Here is a 13395-nt window from a genome sequence, read left to right as displayed (position 1 = left end):
GACTCCAGCGTGCGCGACGACGCGAGGTGGTCGTCCGCCAGCCCCAAGCCGCGCAGCACCTCCCACTTGCCGGGGCTCGCCGTGGCGAACACCTCCGCGCCCAGGTGACGCGCCAGCTGGATCGCCGCCATGCCGACCCCGCCCGCGCCGGAGTGGATCAGCACGCGGTCGCCCCGCCGGACGCGACCCAGGTCCACCAGGCCGTGCCAGGCGGTCAGGAACGCCACGGGCACGGCCGCGGCCCGCGGGAACGACCAGCCGTCCGGGATCGGCGCGAGCAGCCGGTGGTCGGCGACCGCGCGCGGCCCGAACGTGCCCGACGCGAGCCCGACGACCCGGTCGCCCACCCGCCACCGGGTGACACCCGGCCCGACCTCCAGCACCGTGCCGGCCGCCTCGCCGCCCAGCGACGCCCGCTCCGGGTACATGCCCACCGCGACGAGCACGTCGCGGAAGTTCACGCCCGCCGCACGCACCGCGAGCCGCACCTGCCCCGGCTCCAGCGGCGACTCCGGCACGTCGGCGAACGCCAGGTCGTCCAGGCTGCCCGTGCCCGACTCGACCAACCGCCACGAACCGTCGAGCGACGACGGCCGCCCGGCGAAGGGCACCTGCCGGGGCACGAGCACCGCGCCGCCGCGGATCGCTACCTCGGCCTCGTCGCCCGCCACGGCGGCCGCGCCCGCCGCCTGGTCGACGGTGGCGTCCCCGTCCAGCTCCACGGACACGAGCCGGCCGGGGTGCTCGGCGGCGGCGCTGCGGACCAGGCCGCGCACCGCCGCTCCCGCCGCGTCGCCCGTCCGGGTCGGCACGGCCAGCCGCGCCCCGTCGTCCGAGGCGAGGAACTCCTGCACCAGCGCCAGCGCCCGCAGTGTGAGGGCGTGCACGGACCCGGCGTCCGGTGTCCCGGTGAGCAGGGGCGCGACGCGGATCGGCACCGGGGCGGCCTCCGCCAACGGCGTCCACCCGGTGCGCAGGAGGGTGGTCGCCGGTTCGCCGGCGGGCCGGACGGTGAGCGTGTCGATCGTCGCCACCGGCGCGCCGGACTCGTCGGTCACCGTGACCGCGTAGGCGTCCTGTCCCTTGCGGGTCAGGTGGACGCGGGCCGTCGAGACGCCCGTGGCGTGCACGGCGACGCCCGCGAAGGAGAACGGGAGGCGGACCCGGTCGTCCGGGTGCAGCAGGACCACCGGCTGGAGCGCGGCGTCCAGCAGGGCCGGGTGCAGGCCGAACCTCGCGCCGTCCGGCACCCGCACCTCGGCGAACGCCTCATCCTCGCCGCGCCACAACGCCCCGACCCCGCGGAACGCCGGGCCGTACCCGTAGCCGAGGTCGGCGAGGTAGTCGTAGAAGCCGTCCGGGTCGACCGGTTCGCCCTCGGGCCGCCACGCGGGGGTGGTGGCGGCGTGGTCGCGGTCCAGCGTGCCGGACGCGTGGCGGACCCAGTCGCCCTCGACCTTGGAGTGCACGGTGACGGGTCGGCGGCCGGCGTCGTCCGGCGCGCCCACGGACACCTGGACGTGCGCCGGGCGTTCGGTGAGGGTCAGCGGCACGTGCAGCACCAGGTCGGCGACGACCGGGCACCCCGTCGCACGTCCCGCCTCGGCCGCCAGTTCCAGGAACGCCGTGCCGGGCAGCAGCACGGTGCCGTTCACGGCGTGGTCGGCCAACCACGGGTGCGTGCGGGTCGACAGGCGTCCGGTCACCAGTGCGCCCTGGCCGTCCGGCAGCTCCACGGACCCGTCCAGCAGCGGATGGCCCGACGCCGGCTCGGCCGCGGTCGGCGTGAGCCAGTAGCGGGTCCGCTGGAACGGGTAGGTGGGCAGGGCGAGCCGGCCCGACGACCGCGCGGGCAGCGGGAACCCGTGCACGGCGAGGGTGGCCGGGGCGCGCCGGAAGTCGCCCTGGTCGCGGCGCAGCGTGCCGGTCGCGAGCGCGACGTCGAGCGCGGGCACCAGCACCGGGTGCGGGCTGACCTCCACGAACACGTCGTGCCCGGATGCCGTCAACGCCGCCGCCGCGCGGTCGAACCGGACGGGTTCACGCAGGTTGCGGTACCAGTAGGCGGCATCGACGGTCTCGACCAGGTGGCCGGTCACGGTCGAGTGGAACGGCACCCGCGCCGGCAACGGCGTGATGTCGGCGAGATCGGCCAACAACCGCTCCCGCACCGCCTCCACCTGCGCCGAGTGCGCCGCGTAATCCACCGGGATGCGGCGGGCGTTGATCCCCACCCGCTCGCACAGCTCGACCAACTCGTCCAGTGCCCCGGGCTCGCCCGACACCACGACCGTGGACGGCGAGTTGACGACCGCCACCGTCAGCCGATCACCCCACCGGGACAACAACTCCGCGTCCGGCGGGAGGTTCACCGAGACCATGCCGCCCGCACCGGAGATCGCGACGAGGGCCTTGCTCCGCAGCGCCACCACCTTCGCTGCGTCCTCCAACGACAACGCCCCGGCCACATGCGCCGCCGCGATCTCACCCTGGGAATGACCCACCACGGCGTCCGGCTCGACACCGCAAGACCGCCACAACGCCGCCAAACCGATCATCATGGCGAACAACGCAGGCTGCACCACATCCACGCGCTCCAGCGACCCACCACTCAGGACCTCGACCAACGACCAGTCCACGTGCGGGGCCAACGCACGCTCACAGGCATCGATGGCGTCGCGGAACACCGGCTCGTGGGCGTACAGCTCGCGGCCCATACCCACCCACTGCGCACCCTGCCCCGGGAACACGAACACCGACTTGCCGAGTGCGGAAGCCGATCCCGTCACCAGGTCGGGGTGCTCGCGCCCCTCCGCCAGCGCACCCAACGCCTCGGGTTCGAGCACCACCGCGCGGTGGTCGAAGCGCGCGCGACCGGCCAACGCCCGGCCGATCCCGGCCGCCTCGCCGGGGTGCGCGGCGAGGAAGTCCCGCAGCCGTCGTGCCTGGTCCCGCAACGCCTCCGGGGTCTTGGCCGACAGCAGCCACAGCGGCTCGGGTCCGTCCACCGGCGGGTTGGCGTCGGGGGCCTGCTCGATGACGGCGTGCGCGTTCGTCCCGCTGATGCCGAACGCCGACACCGCCGCCCGCCGGGGCCGGTCGCCTTCCGGCCACGGCACGGCGTCGGTCAGCAGCCGGACGTTCCCGGCGGCCCAGTCCACGTGCGGGGTGGGCTCGTCCACGTGCAGCGTCTTCGGCAGCACGCCGTGCCGCAACGCCATCACCATCTTGATCACACCGGCCGCGCCGGCGGCGGCCTGGGTGTGGCCGATGTTCGACTTCACCGACCCCAACCACAAAGGCTCCGAACGATCCTGCCCGTACGTCGCCAACAACGCCTGCGCCTCGATCGGATCACCCAACGTCGTACCCGTGCCGTGGGCCTCCACCGCGTCCACATCGGACGGTGTCAGACCGGCGTTCGCCAACGCCTGTCGGATCACCCGCTCCTGCGACGGACCGTTCGGCGCGGTCAACCCGTTCGACGCGCCGTCCTGGTTCACGGCGGTTCCGCGTACGACGGCCAGCACGTGGTGGCCGTTGCGGCGCGCGTCCGACAGGCGCTCCAGCAGCAGCAGACCCGCGCCCTCGGCCCAGCCCGCGCCGTCGGCCCCGGCCGCGAACGACTTGCTGCGGCCGTCCGGCGCGCTCGCGCCCTGCCGCGACATCTCGGTGAACAACGACGGCGTGGCGTTGACCGTGACGCCGCCGGCCAGCGCCAGGTCGCACTCGCCCGACCGCAGCGCCTGCGCCGCCAGGTGCAGCGCCACCAGGGACGACGAACACCCGGTGTCCAACGACAACGCCGGCCCGACCAGGCCGAGCAGGTACGCGAGCCGACCCGAGCCGATGCTGGTCGCGGTGCCGGTGACCTGGTAGCCCTCCAGGTCGTCGGGCACCGACCCGGCGGCGTACCCGGTGGACCAGATGCCGGTGAACACGCCGGTCCGACTGCCGTGCAACGACGTCGGGTCGATCCCGCCGTGCTCGAACGTCTCCCACGCGGTCTCCAGCAGGACCCGTTGTTGCGGGTCCATCGCCAACGCCTCACGCGGCGAGATCCCGAAGAACCCCGCGTCGAAGCCGGCGGGGTCGGCCAGGAACCCGCCGTGCCGGGTGGACGACGTGCGCGGACGGGCCCCGGTCGGGTCGAACAGCCGGTCCAGGTCCCAGCCCCGGTCGTCGGGGAAGTCGCCGATCGCGTCCACGCCGTCGGCCACCAGCCGCCACAGGTCGTCGGGCGAGGAGACCCCGCCGGGGAACCGGCAGCCCATGCCGACGATCGCGATCGGCTCGTCCGCCGCCGCCGCCGCGGCCGTGGTCACGGCGGGGGCGGCGTGCTCGCCGCGCAGGTGGGCGGCCAGCCGTTCGGGCGTGGGGTGGTCGAAGACCAGCGTGCTCGGCAGTCGCCGACCCAGAGCCGCGCCGAGCCGGTTGCGCAGCTCGACGGCGGTCAGCGAGTCGAAGCCGAGGTCCTTGAACGCCTGACCGGTGTCGATGGCCGCCGGCGAGGCGTGGCCGAGCACGGCCGCCGTGTGGGTGGTGACCACGTCCAGCAGGTCGAGGTCGGACGTCACGGCGGGCTCGGCCCGTTCCTCGCGGACCCGGGCCTCGGGCAGGTCGGCGAGGAGCCGTGAGGGTCGTTGGCGGGTGTAGGCGGGCGCGAACTCGGCCCAGTCGACGGGCGTGACCACCGCGTGCGGCACGTCCTGGTCCAGCACGTCCCGCAGCGCGGCCAGCGCACGCCCGGAGGGCATCTCGCCCAGGCCGAGCAGCCGCCGCTGCCGCCGCACCGACTCCAGCGCGGCCATGCCGCCCTCGGCCCAGATGCCCCACGCCACGGACGTGGTCGCCCTGCCCTGCGCGCGGTGCCGCGCGGCGAGGGCGTCGAGGAAGGTGTTGCCCGCCGCGTAGGCCGCGCCGTGCCCGTCGCCCCAGACCCCGGCCGTCGAGGAGAACAGCACCAGGGCGTCGAGGTCGGGCAGCAGGTCGGCGAGGTGCGTCGCACCGGCGACCTTCGCGGTGATCACGTCGGCGAACCCGGCCAGGTCGTCGTCCGCCAACCGGCCCGACCTGATCACGCCGGCCGTGTGGAACACCGACCGGACCTCGCCGACCTCGTCCAGCAGGGCCGCCAGGGCGGCGCGGTCGGCCACGTCGCAGGCGGCCACGGTGACCCGCGTGCCGGAGGCGGCCAGCTCGTCGCGCAGCTCCGCCGCGCCGGGCGCGTTCGGGCCGCTCCGGCTGACCAGCACCAGGTGGTCGGCACCCTGCGCGGCGAGCCACCGGGCCACCCGCGCGCCGAGCGCGCCCGTGCCGCCGGTGATCAGGGTGGTGCCCTCGGGCCGCCACGTCCGCACGGGCGGGGTCGGCCCGGCGTGGCGCAGCCGGCGGGCGAAGACGCCCCCGACCCGGATCGACACCTGGTCCTCCTCGCCGCCGAGCGCGGCGAGCAGCCGGCGCACGCTCAGCGCGTCCGGCGTGGCCGGGACGTCGACCAGGCCGCCCCAGCGGTCGGGGAACTCCAGTGCGGCCGACGTGCCCAGCCCCCAGACCAACGCCTGGCGCGGCCGGTCGCCGAACGCGCCGCTCGTCACGCACCAGAGCGGGGCGGCGAGGTCGCGCACAGCCGCCCAGGTGCGCGCCAACCCGGTCGGCACGGCCGGGTGGTCGGGGTGCGGCGACTCGTCCAGGGCCAGGAACGACAGCACGCCGTCGACCCCGTCGGGCGTGTCCACCACGTCGACGCCGCTGTCCGCCAGCGCCGCCACGGTCGCGTCCACCCACGGGTGCCCGCCGTCGGGGCGCAGCACCAGCCACCGCCCCGCCGGCGCGGAGGCCGGCGTCACCGGGGTCCACGCGACCTCGTACCGCCACGGGTCCGCGACCGGTGCGGCGGACGTGAGCCAGAAGGTCTCGTGTTGGAACGGGTAGGTGGGCAGGCCGACGTGCGTCGCGGCGGGCGTCGGCCAGTCGACGTCCACCCCGGCGACGAACAGCCGTCCGGCCGCCGCGAGGAATTCCGCGGTGCCGCCCTGGTCGCGGCGCAGCGTGCCGGTCGCGAGCGTGACGTCGAGCGCGGGCACCAGCACCGGGTGCGGGCTGACCTCCACGAACACGTCGTGCCCCGCGGTCAGCAACGCGTCGATCGCCCGGTCGAACCGCACCGGCTCCCGCAGGTTGCGATACCAGTAGGCCGCGTCCACCGCCTCGACCAGCCCATCGGTCACCGTCGAGTGGAACGGCACCCGGGCCGGCAACGGCGTGATGTCGGCGAGATCGGCCAGCAGCCGGTCCCGCACCGCCTCCACCTGCGCCGAGTGCGCCGCGTAATCCACCGGGATGCGGCGGGCGTTGATCCCCTCCCGCTCGCACGACTCGACCAGCTCGTCCAACGCGGCCGGCTCACCCGACACCACCACCGTGGACGGCGAGTTGACGACCGCCACCGTCAGCCGATCACCCCACCGGGACAACAACTCGGCGTCCGGCGGCAACGATACCGACACCATCCCGCCGGCACCGGAAATCGCAACCAGGGCCTTGCTCCGCAAGGCGACGACCTTCGCGGCGTCCTCCAACGACAACGCCCCGGCCACATGCGCCGCCGCGATCTCACCCTGCGAGTGACCCACCACGGCGTCCGGCTCGACACCGCAAGACCGCCACAACGCCGCCAAACCGATCATCATGGCGAACAACGCAGGCTGCACCACATCCACGCGATCCAGCGACTTACCACTCAAGACTTCGACCAACGACCAGTCCACGTGCGGCGCAAGAGCACGCTCACAGGCATCGATGGCGTCGCGGAACACCGGCTCGTGGGCATACAGCTCGCGGCCCATACCGACCCACTGCGCACCCTGCCCCGGGAACACGAACACCGACTTGCCGGTGGTGGTCGGCGAGGCGGGCAGTTCGGCACGGTCCGTGCCGATCAGCACCGCGCGGTGGCGGAAGCGGGTGCGGGTGGCCAGTTCGCCGGCGATCGCGGCGGCCGACACGTCCGGGTGGGTGAGGGCGTAGGCGCGGAGCCGGTCGACCTGGGCGTGCAAGGCGGCCTCGGTCTTCGCCGTGACCACCCATGGCACCGTGCGGTCGTCGGCGGGCGGGGCCGGTGCGTCGTCGGGTGCTTGCTGGAGCACGAGGTGCGCGTTGGTGCCGCTGATGCCGAACGCGGAGACGGCCGCCCGGCGTGGCCGGCCGGTGTCGGGCCAGTCGGTGTGCCCGGTGAGCAGCCGGACGTCCCCGGACGTCCAGTCCACGTGCGGGGTGGGCTCGGTGACGTGCAGGGTGCGCGGCAGGCGGCCGTGCCGCAGCGCCATCACCGTCTTGATCACACCGGCGACACCCGCCGCCGCCTGCGTGTGACCGATGTTCGACTTCACCGACCCCAACCAGAGCGGCGTCTCCCGATCCTGACCATAGGTCGCCAACAACGCCTGCGCCTCGATCGGATCACCCAACGTCGTACCCGTGCCGTGCGCCTCCACCGCGTCCACATCGGACGGCCGCAACCCCGCGTTCGCCAACGCCTGACGAATCACCCGCTCCTGCGACGGACCATTAGGCGCGGTCAACCCGTTCGACGCGCCGTCCTGGTTGACCGCGCTGCCCCGCACCACGGCGAGGACGCGGTGGCCGTTGCGGCGCGCGTCGGACAGGCGCTCCAGCAGCACCAGACCCGCGCCCTCGCTCCAGCTCGTGCCGTCCGCGGACGCCGAGAACGGCTTGCTGCGGCCGTCCGGGGCGAGGCCGCGCTGGCGGGAGAACTCGGTGAAGATGACCGGGGTGGCCATGACCGTGACGCCGCCCGCCAGCGCCAAGTCGCACTCCCCCGCCCGCAGCGCCTGCGCCGCGACGTGCAGGGCGACCAGGGACGACGAGCACGCCGTGTCGATCGACAGCGCGGGTCCGCGCAGGCCCAGGTGGTAGGCGACGCGGCCCGAGGTCACGCTGGTCGCCGTGCCGGTGACGAGGTAGCCCTCGACGTCCTCGGGCACCGGTGTGCCGACCGCGTACCCGGACGACCAGATGCCGGTGAACACGCCGGTGCGGCTGCCGTGCAGCGAGGTGGGGTCGATGCCCGCGTGCTCGAACGTCTCCCACGCCGTCTCCAGCACCAGGCGTTGCTGCGGGTCCATCGCCAGGGCTTCGCGGGGCGAGATGCCGAAGAACGCCGCGTCGAAGCCGCCGGCGTCGGCCAGGAACCCGCCCCGGCCGACGGCGCTGGTGCCGCCGCTGCGCAGCTCGGGGTCGTACAGCCGGGCCAGGTCCCAGCCCCGGTCGGTCGGGAAGTCGCCGATCGCGTCCCCCTCGGCGGTGACCAGCCGCCACAGGTCGTCCGGGGACGCCACACCACCGGGGAACCGGCAGCCCATGCCGACGATGACGATCGGGTCGTCGTCCACCGCCGTGACGGCGTCCGGGACGTCCGCGGTGCCGTCGCGCAGGTGGGCCACCAGTTGGGCGGGGGTCGGGTGGTCGTAGATCAGGCCGGACGACAGCCGCAGGCCGAGCGCGCTGTTGATGCGGTCGCGCAGCGCGACGCCCATCACCGAGTCGAAGCCCAGGTCCTTGAAGGTGAGGGTCGGGTCGATGTCGGTGACGTCGTCGTGCCCGAGGACGGCCGCGATGGCGGCGGTGACCTGGTCGGCCGGGTCGGCGGACGGCTCGACCGACGGCAGGTCGGGCGCGACGTCGCCCAGCCAGTGCCGGCGGCGTTGGAACGCGTAGGTGGGCAGGTCGACCGGGCGGGTCCCGGGCGGGAACGCGGTGGTGAGGTCGACGTGGCCGCCCGCGACGAAGACCCGGCCCACCGCCGCCAGGAACTCGTCCCGGCCGCCGTGGTCGCGGCGCAGGGTGCCGGTGACCAGGGTGCGGGGTGCCACCGCGGGCACGAGCACGGGGTGCGGGCTCACCTCGACCAGCAGGTCGTGGCCGTCGTCGGCGAGCGCGGCCGCGGCCAGGTCGAAGCGGACGGGCTCGCGGAGGTTGCGGTACCAGTACCCGGCGTCGAGGCCGGCGGTGTCGAGCGGGCCGCCGGTCACCGCCGAGTAGAACGGCACGTCCGCCGACCGCGGGCGCACGTCGGCGAGGTCGTCGAGCAGCCGTCGCCGAATGGCCGACACCTGCGCCGAATGGGCGGCATAATCCACCGGAATGGGGCGCGCCCGGATGCCGTCCGCCGCGCAGGCCGCCGAAAGCTCGGCCAGCGCGGCGGGTGGGCCGGACACCACGACGGAGTCCGGCGCATTCACGGCGGCAACGGTCAACAAGCCATTCCACCGCGTCAGGAATTGCTCGGCTTCGGCAAACGGAAGTGTGACGGAAGTCATTCCGCCTTGACCGGCCAATGTGGTGAGGGCCCGGCTGCGCAATGCGACGACGCGGGCCGCGTCGGCCAACGACAAAGCACCCGCCACGTGGGCGGCGGCGATTTCGCCCTGGGAATGGCCGACGACCGCGTCCGGCTGGACGCCGAAGGAGCGCCACAGCGCGGCCAACGACACCATCACGGCGAACAGCGCGGGCTGCACCACGTCGACCCGGTCCAGCGCGCCGCCGCGCAGGACGTCGACCAGCGACCAGTCGGTGTGGGGTGCGAGGGCGGCGGCGCAGGCGTCCACGCTGTCCCGGAACACCGGTTCGGCCGCGTACAGCTCCCGGCCCATGCCGATCCATTGCGCGCCCTGGCCGGGGAAGACGAACGCCGTCCGGCCCGGTTCGGCGGCCCGGCCGGTCACGACGTGCGGGCCGGGCCGGCCTTCGGCCAGGGCGGTGAGCGCGTCGGTCGGCGGATCGCCGAGGATGACGGCGCGGTGGGTGAAGTGGGTGCGCGTGGTCGCCAGCGCGTGCCCGACCTCGGCCGCGGTCGCGTCGGGGTGGGCGGCGAGGTGGTCGCGCAGCCGCCCGGCCTGCGCGCGCAGGGCCTGCTCGGTCTTGCCGGACAGCACCCACGGCACCGGCACCCGCGCGCCCGACCCTCGCTCAGTCGATCCCGGCTCCGCCGATGCTCGCTCGGCCAATGCCGGCTCTGCCGAAGCCGGTTCGGCCGATCCCGGCTCGGCCAATGCCGGTTCGGCCGACTCCTGCTCGGCCAATCCCGGTTCGGCGAGTCGCTGCCCGGCCGGCCTCGGCTCGCCCGGTCCCCGCTCGATCAGTCCGGGCTCGGCCGGTCGCGGTTGCGGTGCGGGGTCCGGCGCGGGTCCGGGCTGTGGTGGTTCGGCGATGACGACGTGCGCGTTCGTGCCGCCCATGCCGAACGCCGACACGCCCGCGATCAGCGGCCGGTCCGCGCGGGGCCACGGGGTCAGCGCCGTCTGGACCCGCAGCTTCAGCTCGGCGAACGGGATGGCGGGGTTCGGCGTGACGTGGTTCAGGCTGGGCGGCAGGGCGCGGTGGCGGATCGCGAGCACGGCCTTCAGCAGGCCGACCACGCCCGCCGCGCCCTCCAGGTGGCCGACGTTGGTCTTGGCCGAGCCGACCAGCAGCTCGGTGGCGCGGCCGGCGTGCGCCGCGCCGAGGCCGGCCGCCTCGACCGGGTCGCCCACCGGGGTGCCGGTGCCGTGCAGCTCGACGTACTGCACGTCGTCCGCGCGCACGTCCGCGCGGCTCATCGCGTCCCGGACGACCCGCGCCTGCGCCTCCGCGCTCGGCACGGTGAGGCTGCGCGTGGGGCCGTCGTTGTTCACCGCGCTGCCGAGGATCACCGCGTGCACCGGGTCGCCGTCGGCGAGCGCCCGGTCCAGCGGCTTGAGCACGAGCACCGCGCCGCCCTCGCCGCGGGCGAACCCGTTGGCCCGCGCGTCGAACGTGTGGCTGCGCCCGTCCGGGGACAGGCCGCCGAACTCGACCGCGCTCGCCTCCCGCCCCGCGCCGAGGTTGAGGTTCACCCCGCCCACCAGGGCGATCGACGACTCGCCGCGCCGCAGGCTCGCCACCGCCAGGTGCACCGCGACCAGCGCGGACGACTGCGCCGCGTCCACGGTCAGGCTGGGCCCGCCCGCGCCGAGGAAGTGCGACACCCGGTTGGCGATCACGCCCCGGTTCGTGCCGGTCATGGTGTGCGGGGTGACGGGCGCGCGGTGGCTGAGGGCCGTGTAGTCGTCCCACGTCGCGCCGATGAACACGCCGGCGCCGCCGACGGCGGGGGTGTCGGGGACGATCCGCGCGTCCTCCAGCGCCTCCCACGCCAGTTCCAGCACGAGCCGCTGCTGGGGGTCCATCGAGGCCGCTTCGCGGGGCGACACGCCGAAGAACGCCGCGTCGAAGCCGTCCACCGCGTCGAGGAACCCGGCCGGCAGCGAGCCCTCACGACCGGGCGGCGGGGCGGTGATCGCGTCCCGGCCGTCGCGCAGCAGCCGCCAGAACGCGGCCGGGTCGGGGGCCTGCGGCAACCGGCAGGACATTCCGACGATCGCGATCGGGACGTCTCCGCGCACCATTTCCCCGGCCATGGGGTCACCTTCTTCCGCTCACGAGAATTCGAGTCGGTTCCCGGACGAAAGCAATGCGGCCCACGACCGCCGCGCCGTCGAGCGCCGTTCCACTTGACGGGGAAAGAACATCCCGAACGTACCTCGGCTAAGTGCTGTCCGGCTACCGGCGAATGCTGTTTCCCGCAGCACGCATCGGGTTTCCGATCGTGCCACTGGCACCGGGGACGTGATTCGGCTTCAATGCCGCCACTCCGACACGCGCGTGAGCACCACCGGTGCTGGTATCCGCGATGCCGGTATTGGCGGTGACGCGATCGCCCCGGACCGCCCTTTCCCGGCGGGGATCGGCGCGGGGCGCAGGACAGCAGCATGGAAGTTGTCCGGCCGGCGCGCCGACCAGGACATTGGGTCGACCGGAGTCGCCGCGACCGCAACGGGGGAACGCCCATGACCCAGGCCCGGCCCGTCATCGGGACCGACCGCACCACCGGACGTGGACGGCTGATCGTCGGCAGCGTGGTCGCCGGCGTGCTGCTGTCCGTGCTGTGGTCCTACGAGTTCGTGGACCGCGTGATCGGCGCGAACGTGGCGAACGCGCTGCTCGGCGAGGAGGCCGCGACGGCGTCGATCGCGGGCACCGCCGCCGGGCTGGTGTTCGCGTTCGTGTCGGGCCTCGCCGGCACGTTCACGGCCTGCAACATCGCCATGGCCGCCTCGATCGGGCCGATGAGCCAGGCGGGCGGCGCGTCCCGGCCGGGGACGCTCGGCTCGCTGCTGCGCCCGTTGGGGTTCTTCACCGCGGGCATGGTCGGGGTGTCGGCGGCCTACGGCGCGGTCGGCGTGCTGATCGGGCCGGACCTGCCCCAGCTGTCCAGCGCGATGGTCGGCACGATGCCGGTGCGCCTGGTGCAGTCGGCGATCGTGTTCGGCGTGGTCGGCCTGGCCATGGCCTACCTGGGGCTGGCGGCCCTCGGCGTGCTGCCCGACCTGTTCCGGGACCGGCCGGTCGCGCGCGTGGTGGTGCTCGGCGCGCTCGTGGGCGCGTTCCTCATCGGTCGGCCCTACCCCATGTTCATCAAGCTGTTCCGCTCCGCGGTGGAGTCCGGCAACCCGCTGTTCGGCGCGGGCACGTTCGTCCTCCAGTCCATCGGCAACGTCCTGCTCGTCACCGTCGTGTTCGCGGCGCTGGCCCTGGGCACCAGGGGCCGGTTCCTGCGGTGGTTCAGCGCCAACGGCCGCCGTTCGGCGGTGGTCAGCGCGGCGCTGCTCATCGCGCTCGGCGTGTTCCTGCTCGTGTACTGGGACGTCCGCGTCCCGTCGCTCTTCGGGGTCGGCTGGTTCCCGACCATGCCTTACAACTGACAAAGGAGCTGAACGTGACCGCGACACTCACCGCCTCGACGTCCACGAGGTCCGACTCGCCCGTCCGCGACGGGGCGACGGCCGGTCTCGCCGGCGGCCTCGTGTTCGGCCTGCTGATGGCCGGGGTCGACATGCTGCCCATGGTCGGCATGCTGATCGGCGTGGAGAACGCCTTCGTCGGCTTCCTCGTCCACATGGTCATCTCGGCCCTCGCCGGCGCGCTGTTCGGCCTGCTCACCCGCAACTTCCGCCTCGTGCCGCCGGTCTACGCCGCCAGCCTGGTCTACGGCGCGGCGCTGTGGGTGGTCGGCGCGCTGGTCGTCATGCCGCTGTGGTTGAGCGTGACGGCCGACCCGATGATGGGCGACATGGTGTTCGTGGTCGGCGGGGCCCAGTGGGTCAGCCTGTTCGGCCACGTGGTCGGCTTCGGCCTGACCACCGGTGCGGTGCTGCTGGCGCTGCGCGGCCACGCCCGGTGACGACCACGCCCGGTCCCCCCCCCCCCCAGGCGGAGGGGAACGGCCCCCCCCAGCGGGGTACACCACTGAGGCGCGGTGGGGGCGAGCCCCCCCCCCCCCCCCCCGCGCCG

Annotated in this window: 3 protein-coding genes; 2 read left to right on the top strand and 1 reads right to left on the bottom strand. The window is 74.5% G+C overall.

The features are described 5' to 3' along the window. A partial coding sequence (locus ACFXGA_RS36445) for an SDR family NAD(P)-dependent oxidoreductase (RefSeq protein WP_378096431.1) occupies positions 1-11462 on the bottom strand: 11462 nt, incomplete at its 3' end. A gap of 429 nt (positions 11463-11891) precedes the next feature. On the opposite strand from ACFXGA_RS36445, the gene ACFXGA_RS36440 reads away from it, so the two are divergent. Further along, positions 11892-12806, top strand: a complete 915-nt coding sequence (locus ACFXGA_RS36440) for a hypothetical protein (RefSeq protein ID WP_378096428.1) — start codon at positions 11892-11894, stop codon at positions 12804-12806. 14 nt (positions 12807-12820) lie between these two features. Then, on the top strand, positions 12821-13285 hold the full coding sequence (locus ACFXGA_RS36435) for a hypothetical protein (RefSeq protein WP_378096425.1): 465 nt from the start codon (positions 12821-12823) through the stop codon (positions 13283-13285). Positions 13286-13395: the final 110 nt, after the last annotated feature.

It is taken from the genome of Actinosynnema sp. NPDC059335 (genome assembly GCF_042752395.1).
Classification (GTDB): Bacteria; Actinomycetota; Actinomycetes; order Mycobacteriales; family Pseudonocardiaceae; genus Actinosynnema.
This window is presented reverse-complemented; position numbering and strand designations above follow the sequence as displayed.